Source organism: Syntrophus buswellii (assembly GCF_046097065.1).
Lineage (GTDB): Bacteria > Desulfobacterota > Syntrophia > Syntrophales > Syntrophaceae > Syntrophus > Syntrophus buswellii.
The window spans coordinates 3,234,548-3,252,431 of sequence record NZ_CP175563.1; the positions used below are offsets into that span (position 1 = coordinate 3,234,548).

19 protein-coding genes are annotated in these 17,884 nt (G+C 56.1%); 12 read left to right on the plus strand and 7 right to left on the minus strand.

Going from position 1 to position 17,884, the window contains the following annotated elements; all coding sequences use genetic code 11:
- The first annotated feature begins 9 nt into the window (after positions 1-9).
- From ACJ77P_RS14525 to ACJ77P_RS14565, 9 genes are all read left to right on the plus strand, one after another.
- Positions 10-1,656, plus strand: a complete 1,647-nt coding sequence (locus tag ACJ77P_RS14525; RefSeq protein ID WP_408998644.1) for a type VI secretion system baseplate subunit TssF — start codon at positions 10-12, stop codon at positions 1,654-1,656.
- Positions 1,646-2,341: a DotU family type IV/VI secretion system protein gene (locus tag ACJ77P_RS14530; RefSeq protein WP_367360911.1), complete on the plus strand. Its 696-nt coding sequence runs from the start codon at positions 1,646-1,648 to the stop codon at positions 2,339-2,341. Before ACJ77P_RS14525 ends, ACJ77P_RS14530 begins: the two co-directional genes overlap by 11 nt.
- Before the next feature lie 45 nt (positions 2,342-2,386).
- Positions 2,387-2,737: a hypothetical protein gene (locus tag ACJ77P_RS14535; protein WP_367360910.1), complete on the plus strand. Its 351-nt coding sequence runs from the start codon at positions 2,387-2,389 to the stop codon at positions 2,735-2,737.
- A 72-nt stretch (positions 2,738-2,809) separates the two neighbouring features.
- Positions 2,810-3,679, plus strand: a complete 870-nt coding sequence (locus ACJ77P_RS14540) for a type VI secretion system baseplate subunit TssG (protein ID WP_408998645.1) — start codon at positions 2,810-2,812, stop codon at positions 3,677-3,679.
- Between the two features lie 42 nt (positions 3,680-3,721).
- Positions 3,722-4,453: a hypothetical protein gene (locus ACJ77P_RS14545; protein WP_408998646.1), complete on the plus strand. Its 732-nt coding sequence runs from the start codon at positions 3,722-3,724 to the stop codon at positions 4,451-4,453.
- A 27-nt stretch (positions 4,454-4,480) separates the two neighbouring features.
- Complete coding sequence (locus ACJ77P_RS14550; RefSeq protein ID WP_408998647.1) at positions 4,481-5,623, plus strand: type VI secretion system protein IglI family protein; 1,143 nt, start codon at positions 4,481-4,483, stop codon at positions 5,621-5,623.
- Positions 5,624-5,646: 23 nt separating this feature from the next.
- Complete coding sequence (locus ACJ77P_RS14555) at positions 5,647-6,696, plus strand: ABC transporter substrate-binding protein (protein WP_408998648.1); 1,050 nt, start codon at positions 5,647-5,649, stop codon at positions 6,694-6,696.
- Positions 6,689-8,620 (plus strand): SpoIIE family protein phosphatase, encoded by a 1,932-nt coding sequence (locus tag ACJ77P_RS14560; RefSeq protein ID WP_408998649.1) that lies wholly within the window; start codon positions 6,689-6,691, stop codon positions 8,618-8,620. Before ACJ77P_RS14555 ends, ACJ77P_RS14560 begins: the two co-directional genes overlap by 8 nt.
- Positions 8,617-9,801, plus strand: a complete 1,185-nt coding sequence (locus tag ACJ77P_RS14565; RefSeq protein ID WP_367360904.1) for an ABC transporter substrate-binding protein — start codon at positions 8,617-8,619, stop codon at positions 9,799-9,801. The genes ACJ77P_RS14560 and ACJ77P_RS14565 overlap by 4 nt, the downstream gene beginning before the upstream one ends.
- A gap of 73 nt (positions 9,802-9,874) precedes the next feature.
- On the opposite strand, the gene ACJ77P_RS14570 is transcribed toward ACJ77P_RS14565, so the two are convergent.
- The 7 genes from ACJ77P_RS14570 to ACJ77P_RS14600 all read right to left on the minus strand — a co-directional run bounded on the left by ACJ77P_RS14570 (position 9,875) and on the right by ACJ77P_RS14600 (position 15,111).
- Complete coding sequence (locus ACJ77P_RS14570) at positions 9,875-11,458, minus strand: hypothetical protein (RefSeq protein WP_408998650.1); 1,584 nt, start codon at positions 11,456-11,458, stop codon at positions 9,875-9,877.
- Positions 11,459-11,561: 103 nt separating this feature from the next.
- On the minus strand, positions 11,562-12,611 hold the full coding sequence (locus tag ACJ77P_RS14575; RefSeq protein WP_408998651.1) for a methyltransferase domain-containing protein: 1,050 nt from the start codon (positions 12,609-12,611) through the stop codon (positions 11,562-11,564).
- Between the two features lie 46 nt (positions 12,612-12,657).
- Positions 12,658-13,041: a PAAR domain-containing protein gene (locus tag ACJ77P_RS14580; RefSeq protein ID WP_367360901.1), complete on the minus strand. Its 384-nt coding sequence runs from the start codon at positions 13,039-13,041 to the stop codon at positions 12,658-12,660.
- Positions 13,042-13,083: 42 nt separating this feature from the next.
- On the minus strand, positions 13,084-13,479 hold the full coding sequence (locus ACJ77P_RS14585; protein ID WP_367360900.1) for a hypothetical protein: 396 nt from the start codon (positions 13,477-13,479) through the stop codon (positions 13,084-13,086).
- A 36-nt stretch (positions 13,480-13,515) separates the two neighbouring features.
- Complete coding sequence (locus ACJ77P_RS14590) at positions 13,516-13,938, minus strand: ATP-binding protein (RefSeq protein ID WP_367360899.1); 423 nt, start codon at positions 13,936-13,938, stop codon at positions 13,516-13,518.
- A gap of 15 nt (positions 13,939-13,953) precedes the next feature.
- Entirely contained in the window at positions 13,954-14,280 is a 327-nt protein-coding gene (locus ACJ77P_RS14595) for an STAS domain-containing protein (RefSeq protein WP_408998652.1), read from the minus strand.
- An 84-nt stretch (positions 14,281-14,364) separates the two neighbouring features.
- The gene (locus ACJ77P_RS14600; RefSeq protein WP_408998653.1) at positions 14,365-15,111 is read right to left on the minus strand and encodes an RNA methyltransferase; all 747 of its coding nucleotides are present in this window, start codon (positions 15,109-15,111) and stop codon (positions 14,365-14,367) included.
- A 194-nt stretch (positions 15,112-15,305) separates the two neighbouring features.
- Here ACJ77P_RS14600 and rsmG point away from each other — a divergent pair, with 194 nt between their 5' ends.
- The 3 genes from rsmG to ACJ77P_RS14615 all read left to right on the plus strand — a co-directional run bounded on the left by rsmG (position 15,306) and on the right by ACJ77P_RS14615 (position 17,798).
- Positions 15,306-16,049, plus strand: a complete 744-nt coding sequence (rsmG, locus tag ACJ77P_RS14605; RefSeq protein WP_408998654.1) for a 16S rRNA (guanine(527)-N(7))-methyltransferase RsmG — start codon at positions 15,306-15,308, stop codon at positions 16,047-16,049.
- Between the two features lie 126 nt (positions 16,050-16,175).
- Entirely contained in the window at positions 16,176-16,946 is a 771-nt protein-coding gene (locus tag ACJ77P_RS14610; RefSeq protein ID WP_367360895.1) for a ParA family protein, read from the plus strand.
- On the plus strand, positions 16,947-17,798 hold the full coding sequence (locus tag ACJ77P_RS14615; protein WP_408998655.1) for a ParB/RepB/Spo0J family partition protein: 852 nt from the start codon (positions 16,947-16,949) through the stop codon (positions 17,796-17,798). It abuts the gene before it with no gap.
- Positions 17,799-17,884 lie beyond the last annotated feature (86 nt).

The window sequence follows — 17,884 nt, forward strand, 5'->3', positions numbered from 1 at the left end:
ATAGCGAGCATGAGAATCGACGAAGGCCTGTATAAAATCTTCCTGGAAGAGATGAACGCCCTGGAAAATTTCCGCATCGCCTACGCATCCCTGCACCCCGGCGTTCCTCTGGACCGTGAGGACCCGGACGTGAGGCGATTGATCGAGGCGATGGCCCTTTTTTCGGCGCGCACCCGGCTGGCCGGTTCGCGCAGCATCAGCGCGGTCAGCCGAAGGATCTTCCAGCAGTTTTTCCCTCACCTGCTGGCTCCCATCCCCTCTATGGCCATCCTTCAGGCTCTCCCAAGCCGGCAGTTTGTAGAGCCCGTGATCTTCCCCAGGGGATCGGAATGGATTCTTTCTCCGGAATCCGGTGGGGGAGCGGTCTTTCAAACCCTGGGAGACCTTCGCATCCTGCCGATAGAGCTTGCCAGATTCTCCATGCTGCTGCGGGACAAGGGATTCCGGATCGCCCTTCGCTTCGGCGCCTTCTTTGCCCGCAGTGAAGACATCGGACAGATGAGCTTTTTCATCAACCACCTCAACAATTATGAATCCTCCCAGATGGTTCTTTTTTCCCTCAAACGCCACCTCAGGAGGGTGTCCGTCCTCTTCAACGAAAAAGCCACCGAAACATCCTCCGGAGCCCCCTGCGGCGTATCCTTTGGAATGCCGCGGGCGGCTGATGATCATGCCCATCCCCTGCACAGGGAAAGGATTTTCTTCCACTTCCCCTGGCAGGAAACCTTCCTGAATGTTCAGGTCCCCCGGTCTCCGGGAAGCTGGAGCGATTTTACCCTCCTGCTCGACCTTGACCCCGGATGGCCGCGGAATCTTGTCTTGAACCGGGATGTGTTCCAGCTCTTTGCCATCCCCGCCATGAACCTCCGTCAGGGCACGGCCCAGCCGGTCATCTGCGACGGGACTCAGGAACGCTATGCGATTCGCCACCCGGAGAAGGATTACGGATTCGAAATCCATTCCGTAACGGGTGTCCATGAGGTCACCAGAGAGGGCATGGCCTTTGTCAAGCCGGGCATTCTTTCCGGATCGGCCCCGTCTTACGAGACCGAGGAATCGATGGACCCCCAGGGACGGAGGCGCCATTACCTCCACCTCCACTTCCCCAAGGCCTTCGAAAAGCCGAGAACCATCGTGACCGACGCCCTCTGGTTCCAGCCCTGGTTCAGTGCCAGAATCGCGGAAAGGCTGACGGCCACCCCCTACAGCCGCAGAACGACGGGGCTGAAGTGGGATCTCCTCGTCAACCCGGTCCCCCATGCCGAAAACCTCTTCCAGGACAGCATCGAGGGATTTCTCCATTTTCTCACCCTGACCAACCGGGAAACATTGAGCCGTGATGACCTGATCGACATCCTGCAGGTGATGGGCATTACGAGGCAGAAACAGTTCCAGGTCCTTTGCGACCTGCTGGCCGATGTCCGGGTTGAAAAATCCCCGCTGCCGGAAACCCGCTTTTCAGGGCTTTTGAAACATAGATATATCCTGCGCTTCAGAGAGTACGATCCCAGCAGGGAACCCCTGATGGAGATTTTCCTGACGCAGGTGGAACATATCCTTAACGCGTGGATTTCCGGCGCCACCGTCGAAGTCCGAAAGGAGATCGGGGACGCTGAAACCGGCATGCCTCAGATAAGGAAGAAAAATGAAGAATAAGTCATGGGAAGCCATACATGAACTCTATACCCGCATGGAAAAGCTCTGCGGGAGAAGCCTGTACGTTCCGGAAGAGCAGCTTTCCGCCGCCGGGGAAGAAAACCGCGAAGAGATGGAGAGAAAGCCGGAGGCGGCACCGGGGGCATTGAGCATCGACGACATGGTGCGCATCCGCGCGGAACTCAGGAATCAGCTGGACTTTCTTCAGGCGACGCTTGCCGAACACTATTCCGGAAGGGAAACCTACATGGTCCTGTTCGCCGTGGTGGCTCAAATTGACGAGCTGATCCAGACGAATGTTCTCCACAGTCTCAACACCAGCTGGCCGCTTCTCCAGAAGGAGCTCTTCGACCTCGAAGATGCCGGTGAAGTCTTTTACGAAATCCTGGATGACATCCTGTCGAAGCCGCAGACCAACACCTTTGTTTATGAGGTCTATTTCTTCTGCATCCGTTACGGATTCCGCGGGCGGTACGAAAACAATCCCGTGAAGATAACGGAATATCTCAAAAAGCTTCAGGCGAAGCTCAAGCAGGATGAGATCCCTCCGCCGCCTGCCGCAGGCGGCGAGAATGTGAAGCTGAAGCGGTTTTATTCGCCCTACTGGTACTACCTGATAGCGGTGGGCGTCATTGTGTTCGCCTATCTCTTTTTCTTGATCCTGGCGAATATCGACCAGCCGTAACCCGCCTGGCCGCCCCGGGCGCTTTTAAGGAAGCAGAGGAAGGTCATGCCCAACAAGATCGATGAACTATTTTCCCCGGAACGGTTGAGCCAACGCTGGCAGAAGGCCCCGAAGCCCGCAGGCCGATCCGCCACCGCCAAGGGGGAAGGACCGTCTCCCCTGGAGCTTTTTGAACACCTGAAAACGCTCGTTTCCGGACGCTTCTCCGGGGATGAGGCCGTCGTGGTCAATCGGATGCTTGAAGAGCTGCATCTTCACCTGTGCCGCGTGTTTCCGAAGGGCTCAAAAACGGAGCCCCGAGCGGAAGACATTGCCGCTCTTCACGAGGCCCTGAACCGGCTCGAGGATCTTCTGGACGCTTATGAAATCGACCGCCCCAACGGGAAGGGGAGATAAGATCTTCGCCGCCGTGCGCGCCCGGTGCAGGAAGAAAAGAGCGGGACATACCGTATCGGAGGATCGTGATCCATGACGGGCCTGAGGGAAAAAATATCCGGAGCAATCCATGAGTTCGATATCGTCTCGCTTCTGCATCTCCTGAAGACCATGGATTACGCCCCGGAAGACATCCGGTTCCGGAGTTCCAACAGCACCTGTTCACAGCCCGGCCTGATCCAGGGCATTCAGTTCTACTCCGAACCGGTTCGAGAGGCGGTCATTACGATGAACATGGGCCTTCTGAGCGCCCAGTCCCCGCTGCCCTCCTACTTCAGAAAAAAAATGGACCAGGAAGAATCCGGTCGGGCCTCGCTTGTGGATTTTATTCGATATTTTGATCACTGCCTGATCCGGAATTATCTCCTGAACATCTATCCCGAAATCAACGCCTTTTTCTTCCCGGACTGGGAGTTGACCAAAAGGCGCTATCTCCAGATTCTTAATATCAGATCCATCGGCACACTGCACTGGCTCTTCTCGAAGGTCTTTCCCGAGATCGGCGTCCAGGTTGAAAATGCCGTGTTAAGCAGTGACGTGCAGACGCGGCCGATCCGCCTGGGGGAAACCGCGCTCGGCTTTGATGCGGTCTTTGGCAGCAGAACCCGTGTCCCCATTAACGGCCGGAGAATCACCTTCTACAGCGACGAGGAGATGACCGATACCCGGGTGCCCTGGCCGAAGGAGATAAAAAACCGGCTCACCAACCTGGTCTTTCCAGTCCTGCGACAGGCTGGGATCGACCTGGAAATTCTCCTTGTTTTAAAATCCCAGAAAAGGTGGGTGCGCCTTCACGAGAAAACCTACCTGGGTTATGACCGGATTCAAAGTGACGAGGATACCTACCGGCGGGTTCGTATCTTCAGGGGGCATATCGGGCAGTCATTCGGAAATTCAGAATAATCCCGGCGCCCATCGCCGCGGGAAACATCAGGGGGGAGTGCTATGGAATGCAAAAAATGCGGCATCGACCTTTCCGGAAAAGAGTACAAAAAGGTCGCCTCATGGCCTTTCTGTTTGGAGTGTTTTCAAGCCCTGTTCGCCAGGGCCGAGGAGGAGAAAAAAACCCCGGACGCTGCGCCCGAGGCGGGGGCAGCGGAAAAACCGCAGCAATGCCTGATTTGCGAAAAGGAGCTTGAAGAAGGAGCCGCCCGCGAACTCCTCGGGATGATCCTCTGCCGCCAGTGTTATGAAAACCTGATCAAAAAACCGGAGATCCCCCCCGCGACAGAAACAGGGGAAAGGGAACAGGAAATGGCCGAGACGGAGAAGCCGCCGGTGATGCAGGTCCGCGTGGACTTCAGCACCCCCGTTCAGTGTTATGGCTGCGGCAGGCAAATCCCCTTCATCGGCAGCAAGCAGTTCGACGGCCATCCCTACTGTCCCGACTGCTACCACTGCCTTCAGGAGATCATCGCCCGGAAGCCTAAGCCATTTCCCACGGAGTATGCCGCACATCGCGCTGAAGCAGAAGAGGTCCCTGCCGGTGCGGGGGACCAGGCCGTCGGCCTGGTCTGCCAGGCCTGCCGGCGTCCTGTCCTGCCCGCCAACCTGAAGACCGTGGAAGGCTTTGAGATCTGTCTGGCCTGCCTGGCCACGGATCCGGAAACGGCCCTGGAAATTGCCCGTGCGCGGCACCGCAGCACCCTGGAAAGGATCAGAAAAGAGTTGCTTTAGCCAATTTTTTCATCTACGGGAGACCCCATGAAGATTGAACTGATACAAGGGACACTGGAAGTCGGAGAGAAACCCGGCCTGGACATCACCGATCCGAGGTTTACGGACATCGCCACCCTGGTGCAGGAGGGCAGCTATCTGGAGGCGGCGGCGGGGGCGGAGGCGATCCTGGAGGACCACATCTACGACATACGCATGATCGGCTATGTTCTCTACGGCCACTTCATGGAAGAGGGCATCCCGGCCCTGACCGACATCTATCGGAGCCTGGCAGACCTCCTGGGCGAAAACCTGGAGGCCCTCGGCCCGACGAGAAACCGGGCCAGGCATATCCAGACCATCCTGAACTGGCTGGTCCGACAGATTCTCAAAACGCTTCAGTACGAAGAGGGTAGGAAGAGCCGCCTTTACGAAGACTGGGTTTCGTCCGTTTCCAGCGATTCGGTCCGGGAGTCCCTGGAGGCGGGCGAAAAGCTGAGCCGCGTCCTGGGGGCGACCCTGGAAGACGCGGCCGCTCCCGTCCTCGAGGGCCTGGGGAAGATCAGCGACTGGCTGAAGGCTTTTGAGCGCCTTGTCTACCGGGCACCTGAACCGGCAACCGAAGAGGCACACGAGGAATATCCACCGGAAGGAAATGAACCGTCCGCACCAAGAGAGGAAAAGCCGGGCGAAGGAAAGACGGGACAGGAGGAAGGCAGGCCGGCTTCCATCCCCGACTCTTCCAGAGGAGAAAAGGCGGATCATGCGGAAGGCTCTTATCATCTGACGGCCCTTTTACGCAAACTGGAAGTCTTCGACGAGCTGATTTCAAAAGGAAAATATCCCAGTGCCGCCATCGTCGCCGATGACGTCAACGCCATTATTGCCGACTTCGATCCCAGGATCTACTTCCCGAAGCTCTTCACCCCCTTTGTGAGACAGTCCGCCGCACATATCCATGAACTGACGGCTTTTGAAGAATACAAAACCTCTGCGGCATGGCAATCCCTGAAGGATTTATACCGGGTAGATCTGGAGAGCTTCGTCGACTTCGATCCGGCGCTCGTCGGCCTCGACGCCTGCGGTGGGACCGGAGGGCACGCATACCCCGGTCCCCGCGGGGACAGCTCAGAGGACGAGGACCAGTACCGGGAAGATTCTTCGGACCAGGAATCCGATGAGACATGGTGAAGTCCTCTCAGAACGGTCCGCCCATGAACGCAAAAAAACACTTCAGTGCTTCCCCGAGGAAATGCTCCATGCTCCGCAGACTCCTTTCATACATCCTGCCGGTCGGCTGTCTTCTCGGCGCGCTGCTTTTCGGGTCCTCCGCTCTGGCGGCTGCAGGAGAACTGAAGACCGTGACCTTTCTCCCTCAGTGGCTGCCCCAGGCCCAATTCGCCGGATATTACGTGGCCTATGAAAAGGGCTTTTATAAAAAGCACGGCATCGATCTCAAAATTCTCCGGGGCGGGCCGGGATTTCCCTCCGATGTCATGCTCTCCCGGAAACAAGCGGACGTGACGACGCTCTTTCTTTCCGACGCCATCCAGCAGCGGGACCGGAACGTTCAACTCATCAATATCGGCCAGATCGTTCAACGCTCCGGCTACATGCTTGTGGCCAAAAAAGGCAGCGGAATTTCCAGGCCGGAAGACTTGAATTCCAGGAAGGTCAGCCTCTGGCAGAGTTTCAGCGTTCAGCCGCAGTCTTTTTTCCGCCGATACAAGATTACCGTCCGCCCCGTGGTTCAGGGGACGACGGTGAACCTCTTTCTTCGGGGCGGTGTGGATGCCGCTTCGGCCATGTGGTACAACGAATACCACGCCATTCTCAATGCGGGGTGGGATGAAAACGAGCTGACCCTTTTTTTCTTTCACCAGTACGGCCTGAATTTTCCCGAGGACGGGATCTATGTTCTCGAGGAAACCTTTCGTCGGGACCCGGCCCTGTACTGCAGCTTCGTCAGGGCGTCGGTGGAGGGCTGGAACTACGCCTTTGAGCACCGCAAGGAGGCGCTTGACATCGTGATGAGATACGCAGCCGAAGCTCATACGGGAACCAACCGGACCCATCAGCAGTGGATGCTTGACCGGATGAAGGACCTGATCCTGCCGGAAGGTTCAAGGGTCCCCATGGGCGTCCTGGAGTCCGGGGGCTATCAGACGGTCGCGGAAGAGCTTCTCAAGGCAGGCCTTATTCGACAGGTCCAGCCCTTCGACCGTTTTTACGTCGACTGCCTGCGTGACGGCTACCATGATTAAACACGGCCTCGCCTTTAAACTGACCCGCGTCATCCTGTCCTGCACGGCCTTCATTTTCCTTGCAGCCTTCGGCTACACCTACCTTTACTCACGGGACCAGCTTCTCAGGGATACCCAGATCAATGCGGCAAACCTGACGCTGGCCGCCGTCAACAAGATTGAGACAACCCTCAACGGAATCGAGAAAGTCCCCACCTATGTCGCCCGTTCGCTGGCCACCCAGAATCTGGAGGATTTGCCCCTGCAGCGGGAGATGGAAAATTTTCTTTCGACCAATCCGGAAATATTCGGTTCCGCTGTCGCCTTTGAACCTTATGCCTTTGATGGGAAAACGCTCTATTACGCCCCCTACATCTTCCGCGAACGCAACACGCTCAAAAGGATCGCCCTGGGAAGTTCGCAGTACGACTATTTTCATCTCGACTGGTATCAGATCCCCAGGGAGCTGGGGCGCGCCGTCTGGAGCGAACCGTACTTTGACGAGGGGGGTGGGAACATCCCCATGGCCACCTACTCCGTTCCCTTCTACCGGTACGTCGACAACAGGAGAACCTTTACGGGCGTCGTCACCGCGGATATTTCCCTGGATTGGCTTCTGGATATCGTCGCGAAACTCATCCCGGAACAGACGGGTTACGCGTTCCTCGTATCTCGAAACGGCGTTTTTGTGATCCATCCGAACAAGCACTATATTCTGCGGGAAAGCGTCTTCAGCATTGCCGAAGCCCTCGATAATCCAGAGCTGCGGCGGATCGGCCGCCACATGACCCGCGGAGGAGAAGGATTCGTCTCGATCACGCGCAATTATGCCAGCCAGAAGATCTGGATATATTACGCGCCGCTGCCCTCCCTGGGCTGGTCCATGGGCATCGTCTTTCCGGACGAGATCCTTTTTGCCGAGATCCAAAGGTTGAACCGGGTGAAGCTCGCCATCGGCGCCGCCGGTTTGTCGGTTCTCTTTTTCGCCATCATCTTCATTTCCGGAAATGTGACCCGCCCCCTGCGGGTCCTTGCGGAAACGACAAAGGAAATTTCCAGGGGAAACCTCGACCTCGATATACCGCCCACGGCTTCGCAGGATGAAGTGGGGGAACTGACCCGGTCGTTCCGCGACATGCAGACCGCTTTGAAAGATTATATCAGCGACCTGGCTGAAACAACCGCGGCCAAGGAACGGATTGAAAGCGAGCTGAAGATTGCCCACACCATCCAGATGAGCTTCCTGCCTAAGAAGTTCCCCCCCTTCCCGGAAAAGCAGGAATTCGAAATATTTGCGGCTCTGGAACCGGCCAGGGAGGTGGGAGGGGATCTCTACGATTTTTTCCTGATCGATAACGAACACCTGTTCTTTTCCATCGGCGATGTTTCCGGGAAAGGCGTCCCCGCGGCCCTGTTCATGGCCGTTACCAAAACCCTGATCAAGGGCATCGGCTCAAGCCAGGGAATCCAGCCGTCGGAAATCCTCAACGCCGTCAATGCCGAGCTTTGCATAGACAATGAATCGTGCATGTTTGTCACCCTGTTCTGCGGGATCCTGAACTTCAGGACGGGGGATCTGCGCTTTACCAACGCAGGCCATAACCCCCCCGTGCTGGTGCCTGCGGAGGGCGCACCGCGCTGGCTGGAAGTTCCGCCGGGGTTAATTCTCGGAATCATGGAGGATGCCTCCTATGACACGAGCCTCATGACCCTGAAGCCTGGAGAGACGCTGCTCCTTTATACGGACGGCATTACCGAAGCCATGAACGAAGAAAAACAATTGTTTTCCGATGCGGCGCTCCTCGAAACGGTAAGTTCCTGCCAGAGTTCGACACTGGAGGAGTTGATCTCTTCCGTCCTGACATCCGTCAGGCATTTTGTCGGCCAGGAGCCGCAATCGGACGATATTACGATCCTGGCGTTCCGCTACCGAGGTCGGCCATGATGAGGACAAGCATTTTATTTTCCGCTCTTCTTCTGCTGACCATCCTGGGTTTGTCCGTTACAGGCTGCTCCGATCGTGGGGAACCCGTTCGAATCGGCGTCATAGCGGAGCTCACCGGTGATATGTCGGCAGTCGGGGCATCCTGCCGCAAGGCCGCCCAGATGGCGGCTGATGAAATCAATGAAGGCGGGGGTCTCTTGATCAATAAAAAGAGGCATCCCGTAGAACTGATTCTGGAGGATAACGGCGGCAGAGAGGATCTGTCTGAACAGGCCGCCGTTAACCTGATCCGCAAGCACTATGTGGTGGCCATCGTCGGACCGAACGCCAGCCGCTATGTGATGCGGGCGGGAGCCGTTGCCGAGAAGAATGAAACGTTGCTGATTTCACCCTGGTCCACATCTCCCTGGTCCACGCTTGACGAGACGTCGGGAAAACCGAAGAAATTCGTCTTTCGGGCCTGCTACAACGATTTGTTTCAAGGCCGTGTCCTTGCGGAATTTACTCTTGAAACACTGCGGCTGAAAAAAGGGGCTGTGCTTTACGAAAGCGGCAAATCGGTCATTGCCCATTTCTTTCGGGATGCCTTTGAAAAGAGCGGGGGGAAGGTGGTGGCCTTTGAAACTTACAAAATCGGCGATACGGCCCTTGCGGATCAGTTGAAAAGAATCAAGGCGGCTCGTCCAGAGATCGTTTTCCTCCCCAACTATTATTGGGAAATACCTCTTCAAATCCATCTTGCAAAAAAAATTGGCCTGACGGCCTCCTTTCTCGGCAGTGACTCCTGGGGAAATTATGAGCTGCTGGAGAAATGCGGCTATGACTGCGAATCCTGTTATTTCAGCGGCCACTATGCGTTGGATGCTTCGACCGCTGCAGCAAAACAGTTTATCAACAATTACCAAGCACGGTACAACCAGATTCCCGATGATGTGGCCGCTTTGACCTACGATGCCCTTGGGTTGCTTTGGGAGGGGTTGAAGACTGCCGGAACAGTGGACCGGAAAAAACTCCGCAATGCCGTGGCAAAAATGACGCACTACGAAGGTGTCACGGGGACGATGAAGTTCAGGGAAGGTTCCGGAGATCCCATCAAGAGCGCCGTCATCCTCCAGATTAAGGACGGCCTGTTCACCTGGTTTTTGGACATCAAGCCTGAGGATTCCGCGGTTGCGTTCTGAGCGGGAACTTCAGCCCGGATTGAGAAGATGACGAAAGAGGGAAAACCATCCCTTTCCCCTCTTTTCGGTCGGGCTAATGGATATTCGCATCGATCTCCTTCGCTTTTTTCAGAATGAAATCAACCCCATGGTCAAAAGGGATCTGCTCGAACACGTGGGCGGTCTCCGGATTGATCGCCGCCCTGGCCTTGTGCCTGGCGCGGTCCCGATCATTCGAGCAAGCCCAGGCGGCATGCGCCGTCGGGGACATTCCTCTGCGCTTGTTCTCCGATATGGCATACAGATGTGTCACCCTTGCTTCGGCGTCGGCTAACGCCCGTCTGACTGCCTGGTCGAAGGTTGAACTGTAGACCTTCATGCCCGCACCGGCAGAGGGGAGTAACGTTGTGTAGTAACCGACATGGTAGTCGATAAAGTCGTTCAGAGAAAGGGCTGTCCCCATCTCGCATACGGAATGGTGCATCTGGGCGCCCATCTGGATGACGGGAATGAGATGGATGTAGGGCAGGAACATCTGTATGCGTTCGGCGAGGCCCTTCATGTGAACAGCATTTTCAACATTTCTCCGGACATTGTCTTCTGTTCCAATCGACTCGACGCGAGATAGTATTTCATAGATCGCAAACTGGTGGTCCGTCGTCGTCCCCGAGATCGTCGCGCCTCGAGGCAGCCCGTAAAGCTGAGAGATCTGCCATAGACGGTCCCATTCCATCTGCCGCCATTTGGTGATGCCTGCGAACTGCCAATCAGAGTCATTATTGATATTAATCGTGCTCTTCTTGTGCGACGGCATTTTGATGTATGGCCGCAGCTCGCGCGGGATAGGAACGTTGCTCTCGCTTCGTCGGGCACGCTGCAGCTCGTACTCTGAGCCGCGTACCTCCTCGAGCTTCGCCTGGTAAGCTCCGGCTGCCGGGTCGCCCTTGTACTGCCACTTTGCGAACCATTCTGCGGTATAGGCGTAGATTTTGTATTTTCTGCCCCCGGGCGTCGCGCCTTGACCTTTAAGGTAACGCTGCACAAGCCTGGCCTGGTGACTGAGCCGCCCCTCGTACTCCCGATCAAGAATCGCAGCCATCAGTTGAATGCGATGCTTGTCCCGGACCGGGTTGGGCGCTTTGGGCGCACCGGCTATGAGCTTCAGGTACTTCGTTACGAGGGGATTGTCGGATGTCTCGAACCGGGACCTGGCCATGAGGGTATCGATGTCCGGGTCCCGTCTGAGGCCAAGCTGATCGAGGATGAATGTGCACATATGTTCCGACAGCTCGGCCTGGACCCGGAACCAGCCGCCGATCTTCCCAATATCCCTGAACCAGACCTCCGGGCGTTTCTGCATGTCCTCGAATTTGGCCCTGGTGGGGGATTTTCCCTCGAAGCAATCCATGTTCTTGACCTCGTCCAGCAACTTATCACCCTTTCTGTTGCGGAAGACGACTTCAAAGAATTTATTAAGGTCAGGCTCGTTGACTGCATCAGCGCATTTCTTGAGCCACTCGAGTGAAATTCCGGCTCCAGCGGCGCACATCTGGCGGAGGACGGACATAAGGGTCGTGTTTTTTTCATAGATATCCCAGAGTCTGCCGCAGATTACCAAATCCTCGATCTGGCGAGTCTTCTCTGCTGCTATCGTTTGATTGAGGCTGAGGCTGATCATTTCTTCTTTCTCCAGATGGTCTTGGGGTTAAACTCAACGGACTTTCTTCCTGCCGTCGTCAGGAAGACTCTGAATCCGGGCCGGAATCTTGAGTATCGAGGTGTCATGCCGATCCATTTTCCATCTTCTTCCGGATAACCATCACGGAAACCAGGTATTCCATAAAACTCCGGTCATGAAGCCGCAGGGTCCAGGGAACTTCTTCTACCGAGAGAAGTTCCAGCACATCAACCGCGTTGGGATGGCCACCTCCGGACATAAGGGACCGCAGGATATCCGGGCTTGATCCCCGATGTCCTGAGCGCTGTGAGTGCCCTCCCAGCCAGGACTCCACGGGAGTGGCACCGGCATTCCAGTCGTAGGGGGTCGACAGGACGGCACTTCCACCCGGCTTCAGAATCCTGCCCATCTCCGCCAGGCAGTCATAGGGCGACCAGACGCAGTCCAAAACATTGAGGCTGATCCCGGCGGAAAAGGTCCGGTCGGCAAAAGGCAGGGCCGTCGCATCGCAGACCCAGAAATCAACCTGCTCCGCCCTTTCGAAGGCGGCCGGGAACCGCCGGCGCTCATAGACAATGCCGCCCCGGCGCTTGGGGTAGCAAACGCATCCGCTTTCGAGAATGGTCGCCGCTGTCTTCAGCATGCCGAAGTTCAAATCCATCCCGAGGACGATGTCATCGACCTGTTCTGCGAGTTCGAAACTCGTCCGGCCCACCGCGCAGCCGATATCGATGACCGGTCCCTCTGCCCGTCGCTCCGCGAGCGAAAACCCCCGCTGGAACAGTCTCCGGATCGAACCGGGCGGGCCGGGGCTTTGCTCCCCTTCGCCGGGGTCCAGATCCCCGTAGTGATCGAATACGTAAGTGCTGAGGTGCTGGCGCCGGGAATCAAAAGCCGATCCCGGACCGAAGCAGTCTCCCAGGAGGCTTTCCATCGGTTCGGTCAGATCGTCCCGGCAGAGAACCGGCAGGAAATTCTGGGAAACGTAGGCCCTCAGGTTGGCCAGCAGGATGGGGATGCCGTCCAGGACCGGATATTCACTGAGGCAGCCGGCGTTTGAACAGACGAGAATTCCTTCCCGAATTGACCCGTTTCCCTCCCTGAGGACCGATCCGATCTTCAGAGGGGATTCTTGTCCGGCGGCTCTGCACACCGGGCATAACGGCTGAAGAATCTCAAAATGGCGCAGTTTAATGAGGCTACCCTCCAATCATCACCGTCGGGCATCCGGGCGGAAGAATTTTTCCCGTGGGGCTTGGAATCGGAGCGACACAGGTCGGATGGGCCGTCTGATCATTGACCCGCGCAGCGGGCAAACCCCCGATCATGACGGTTGCAGATCCTTTGACCACGATCCCGGGCCCTCCGGGGATGCATCCTGGAAGGGTGCAGGGCGTGGTTGTGCTTGTCAGCCTTGCGGCGGGCTGATTACCGATGAGCACGGTGGGCATGCCGGTTATGATGGTCAGCGGAAGCGCCGGGTGCGGAACAGGCGTCGGGACAGGCGCCGGCGGATGGATGGGGGCGTGGCAGTGGGGCGCATCCTGCAGGACCATGTCACCCACGCGGGCGGCGGACGGCATGCTCTCTCCTCCTTGATCTTCGTAATTCCATGCGTTTCCTGCTCAGTTCAGGTGAATGATCTTTCCTTCGACACGGAGGTCGTCATCGCAGTGAAGATCCATCGTCTTCGCAGCGTCTATTTTCAGTGCCCCTTCGCTCCTGAGCACCGCTTCCTCTTGCGCATGAAGGTTTATTGTTCCGGCTTCCAGGGTAATGGACCGGGTCGATTCGAGCTTCAGTTGAGCCCCCCGGAGGGTAAATACGGGGCCCGCATCGGTCAGGCGGACCGTCAGAGAGATTTCTCCTCCCGATTCCACGATGGAGATAAGCTCCTCCTCGTCACCGCCATGAACGACGATCTGGCGCCCGGAGCGGAGCGGAATCCGCTCTACGGCATCCTGAGAGACATCTTCCAGGGGCTTGGGCTTCACAATGACCACGGTGTCTTTTACGCTCACGATCCGGCTCCCCTTTCAAGGCGATCGAAGAAACGATCAGGTTTTGGCGCCGTCTATGACGAGGGTCAGCCTGTTTCGATTATCCTCCCGCCGATAGCGGACATCATCCATCAACTGCTTGACGAGAAAAATCCCCAGCCCCCCGATTCGCCGTTCCTCCATATCGGCCGATACATCCGGATCGGGAACGGAAAAAATATCAAAGGGAACGCCGGAATCCACGACCTCGATCACAAGGCCCCGCTCAGGACAACATGTGCAGGTGATCTCGATGCTGCCTGTCGAATCATCATCCCTGTATGCATACTTGATAATGTTTACAAGGACTTCCTCCATGGCCAGTTCGAGTGTCCGGATTTTTTCCGGAGAAAATCCCTGTTTTCCGGCGAAGGAAGTCACGAAACCCATCAGCGCATAGAGGGATTCCATTGTTCCCGGCAATGTGATCGTTGAGGGCATGGTCATCCATTTGACCTATTTCAATGCATCTTCCCGGGTATCAAATATTTTGAACATCGTGGCGAATCCGGAAATTTGAAAGATATCCCTGACGGTTCCCCTCAGTCCGGAGAAGATCATCTTTCCCCCTCCGGGCTTCAATTTTTGCGCCGTTGCCAGAATGCTTCGCAGCCCTGCACTGCTAATATAATCAAGTCCGATGAAGTTGAGAAGAAAATTCTTTTCACCCCGGGCCACCTGCTCCGCAAGCGCCTTTTCGAATTCCGGTGCCGTAACGGCATCGATTCTGCCCGTGACGGATACAACGACCCAGTCTTTTTCTTTTTCTGACGCAATTTCCATGAAGATCACCCATTTTGTTCCAGGCTTCGGCCCTCTATTGTCAGGGACAAGTCATGAGAAGTCAATTCCCTTCGACAGGGACCGCTATCCCCTGTGGTGGAGATACCAGGAAAGCTGACGGCAGATTCCCCGGATAATCCGGACCTCCCTGGCGGAAAGGCGCATCCGGGAAAAGAGCCGCCGGATGTGCATCATCCAGTATTCGGGGTTTTCCGGGTTCAGAAAGCCGATTTCCTGCAAAAGGGCGCCGATGTGCCCGTACATTCCCTCGGTTTCCCGGGAAGAGGCCATTTTCGGGGTGAACCGCTCTGGAACCCCTATTTCCGCCATCGAAATTTCATAGCAGAGGATCATGACCGCATGAGACAGGTTGAGCGAGCGGAACCGCTCCGAGGTGGGGATGGAGACAACACTCTGGCAGTACCGCAGGTCCTCATTGGTCAACCCCGTATCCTCCGGGCCGAACAAAAGAGCCACGTCATTTTTTCTCGATAGTTCAACCACCTGCTCCGCCATATCCCTGGGCGACATCACCGGCCCCCGGGCAAGGCCCAGCCGGGCGGTCGTTCCGACGACATAGTGAAATCCGGAAAGGGCTTCCCCCAGGTCCCGGCAATAGACGATGGAATCGACGACATCTGCAGCCAGATGGGTGGACATCTGACGGATTTCCTCCTGCGGGTAATCCCGGTCACTCACCACCATCAGCCTCTCCACTCCCATGTTCTTGGCGCAGCGCGCCGCCGAGCCTATGTTTCCTGCATATTTCGGACGGTTTAAAACAACCGCGATATGCTCCTTATCCGCCGTTAACCGCATGCCCTGCAACACCTTTTGTTCTCTCTTCGTCCCTTGTTGACAGACCTTTTCCAATCGCATAGAAAGGAGGCAAATATGTAATCCTTTTTCACCCAAAAGAAAAGTTTTGAAATAAACCTTTGCCAACGATCCGCCTTCTTTTTATCCTGTCGACATGTTCGGGCCGTATCGTGCCGTCCGATCAATCCGGGTAGAGGAACTTTTTATTGGAACATTCATCGTCTTGCGACTTCAATACCGCCGGATCCGGGGGATTGACAAAACGCTTCAAAGAGTCGGCTGCCGGGCTGGGTGTCGTTCTCACCGATGAGCAGCTGCAGAATTTCCAGCGGTATTATCAGGAACTGGACCTGTGGAACTCCCGTTTCAACCTGGTGGCTTCCACGGAATCTGCGGAGGAAGTCTTTGTCAAACATTTCCTGGATTCCCTGACCCTGGTCCCCTTTCTCCCCCTTCCCGACGGACGCCTCCTGGACATCGGAACGGGTGGGGGATTCCCGGGGATTCCCTTGAAGATTGCCATCCCCGGTCTGAAGGTCACCCTGCTGGAGGCCTCCCGAAAAAAGGTGTCCTTCCTCAAATCCCTCTGCCGGATCCTGAAGCTGGAGGGAATGTCCATCCTCCAGGAACGTCTTGAAAGCCTGCTGAAAGAGGAGTCATCCAGGGTCTGCTTCGACATGGTGGTTTCCCGGGCCGCCCTGAAGCTTCCGCAATACCTTCAGGCGGCAGGCGGGCTGGTCTCCCCGTCCGGATTGATCTTTGCGATGAAGGGAGCCAATTACCGGACGGAACTGGATGACGTGTCGGATGTCCTGACCGACTGGAACCTGGTCTTGACCGATGTGCACACCCTGACCCTTCCCCGGGGGGGCGATTTCCGGGCGATCCTGATCTTCAAAAAGTTGCAGACCCATCTCACCTTCAGGGGCCCGGCGGCTACAAGGATTTGAAATCATGTGTATTATTCATAACTTACTATAAAGATTGACGAAAATACTCCTTCTAAAATAGATTTTTTTGTGTTAACGTCTCCACCTCTTACAGGATCATAAAATATTAAAACCGGTTTTGCTCCCATGCGAAAAGTGATATCCATTGCCAATCAAAAGGGGGGAGTGGGAAAAACCACGACAGCGATCAACCTCTCAGCGACTCTGGCTTCAGCCGAAAAAAAGACCCTCCTCATCGACTGCGACGCCCAGGGAAATGCCAGCAGCGGCGTGGGCATCAACAGGGAGCAGATTTCGGAGAAAAATCTCTACTCCGCCCTGATCAACAGGGTCCCGCTGCAGGAGGTGGTTGTCCCCACCTGCATCCCCTATCTCGATGCCGTAGCCGCCACTCAGGATCTGGTCGGGGTTGAGGTTGAATTCATTTCGATACAGGAGCGGGAAAAGCAGCTTCGAAGGCTGATCCGGGAATTGGATACGCAGTATGATTTTATCATCCTGGATTGTCCTCCTTCCCTGGGTTTTTTGACATTGAACGCCCTGGTGGCTTCATCCTCGGTCATTGTTCCCCTCCAATGCGAATATTTTGCGCTGGAAGGTCTGGGACAGCTCATGAGTACGCTGAAACTCGTCAAGACCCGCTTGAATCCGATGCTTTCCCTGGGAGGCATCCTGCTGACGATGTTTGATTCACGGAATCTTCTATCCCGGCGGGTCAGCGAAGATGTGCGCAGCCACTTCGGAGGCTCCGTGTTCAATACGGTGATCCCCAGGAATGTCCGTCTGTCCGAGAGCCCGAGCCACGGACTTCCGATCATTTACTATGACATCAAATCCCGCGGGGCGGTTTCCTACATGGAGCTTGCCCAGGAAGTTCTGAACAGCAAGAGGATCTGAATGCCGCCTAAAAACATTCTGGGCAAGGGATTGGGGGCCATTCTTCCCGATATCCTTGAAGACTTGAACGAACGGCCCTCCTTCATATTCTGCAGTGTGGAGGAGCTGATTCCCAACCGTTTTCAGCCCAGAAAGGAATTTGACGATGAAGAGCACCGGAATCTGGTGGAGTCCATTCGAACCAAGGGGCTGCTCCAGCCGGTCATTGTCCGGCCGCAGGAGGGAGGATACGAGATCATCGCCGGTGAACGCCGCTGGCGGGCCGCCAAGGAAGCCGGCTGCACGGAAATCCCCATCCTGATCCGGGACGTTCAGGATCTGGAACTGGCCGAACTGTCACTCATTGAAAATCTTCAGCGTTCGGCATTGAACGCCCTTGAAGAGGCAGAGGCCTATCACACGCTGATGGAGGTTTTCGGACTTTCCCAGGAGGAGATCTCCTCACGGGTGGGAAAAGACCGCTCCACGATCGCCAATACCCTGAGGCTGCTGAAGCTCGAGGATGAGATACGCAGGGCGCTGGTCGAAAAGCGGATTTCCCCGGGCCATGCGAGGGCTCTTCTGACACTGGCGACAAAAAAAGAGCGGCTGAAAGCCCTCGATGTCATCCTGAGCAAGAAGCTCAGCGTACGGGAAACGGAGCGCCTCGTTGCCAGGCCTCTGGAAAGGCCTCCCAAAAGGCCGCCAGACGATGAGGCCCGTCACCTGGAGGTGCTGGAAAAGGCCCTCTCCACCCGGCTCCGGACATCGGTCGTTATTCGACAAGGACGTAAAAAAGGCAGAATTGAGATTCGATATGCCTCTTCTGAAGAGCGGGACCGTCTGCTCGCCCTGTTAAATCCGCCGAAATGAATCGCGGAAAAGAGGAGACCACGGAGCCTCTTTCCCCGTAAGGAGTAAATTTTTCTCAACACTTATCAACACATGTTGATAAGTGT

What these genes read in the sequence shown, in the direction of transcription:
- ACJ77P_RS14525 (WP_408998644.1), top strand. Translation starts at nt 10, where the DNA reads ATGAGAATCGACGAAGGCCTGTATAAAATCTTCCTGGAAGAGATGAAC.
- ACJ77P_RS14530 (WP_367360911.1), top strand. Translation starts at nt 1,646, where the DNA reads ATGAAGAATAAGTCATGGGAAGCCATACATGAACTCTATACCCGCATG.
- ACJ77P_RS14535 (WP_367360910.1), top strand. Translation starts at nt 2,387, where the DNA reads ATGCCCAACAAGATCGATGAACTATTTTCCCCGGAACGGTTGAGCCAA.
- ACJ77P_RS14540 (WP_408998645.1), top strand. Translation starts at nt 2,810, where the DNA reads ATGACGGGCCTGAGGGAAAAAATATCCGGAGCAATCCATGAGTTCGAT.
- ACJ77P_RS14545 (WP_408998646.1), top strand. Translation starts at nt 3,722, where the DNA reads ATGGAATGCAAAAAATGCGGCATCGACCTTTCCGGAAAAGAGTACAAA.
- ACJ77P_RS14550 (WP_408998647.1), top strand. Translation starts at nt 4,481, where the DNA reads ATGAAGATTGAACTGATACAAGGGACACTGGAAGTCGGAGAGAAACCC.
- ACJ77P_RS14555 (WP_408998648.1), top strand. Translation starts at nt 5,647, where the DNA reads ATGAACGCAAAAAAACACTTCAGTGCTTCCCCGAGGAAATGCTCCATG.
- ACJ77P_RS14560 (WP_408998649.1), top strand. Translation starts at nt 6,689, where the DNA reads ATGATTAAACACGGCCTCGCCTTTAAACTGACCCGCGTCATCCTGTCC.
- ACJ77P_RS14565 (WP_367360904.1), top strand. Translation starts at nt 8,617, where the DNA reads ATGATGAGGACAAGCATTTTATTTTCCGCTCTTCTTCTGCTGACCATC.
- ACJ77P_RS14570 (WP_408998650.1), bottom strand. Translation starts at nt 11,458, where the DNA reads ATGATCAGCCTCAGCCTCAATCAAACGATAGCAGCAGAGAAGACTCGC.
- ACJ77P_RS14580 (WP_367360901.1), bottom strand. Translation starts at nt 13,041, where the DNA reads ATGCCGTCCGCCGCCCGCGTGGGTGACATGGTCCTGCAGGATGCGCCC.
- ACJ77P_RS14590 (WP_367360899.1), bottom strand. Translation starts at nt 13,938, where the DNA reads ATGCCCTCAACGATCACATTGCCGGGAACAATGGAATCCCTCTATGCG.
- ACJ77P_RS14595 (WP_408998652.1), bottom strand. Translation starts at nt 14,280, where the DNA reads ATGGAAATTGCGTCAGAAAAAGAAAAAGACTGGGTCGTTGTATCCGTC.
- ACJ77P_RS14610 (WP_367360895.1), top strand. Translation starts at nt 16,176, where the DNA reads ATGCGAAAAGTGATATCCATTGCCAATCAAAAGGGGGGAGTGGGAAAA.
- ACJ77P_RS14615 (WP_408998655.1), top strand. Translation starts at nt 16,947, where the DNA reads ATGCCGCCTAAAAACATTCTGGGCAAGGGATTGGGGGCCATTCTTCCC.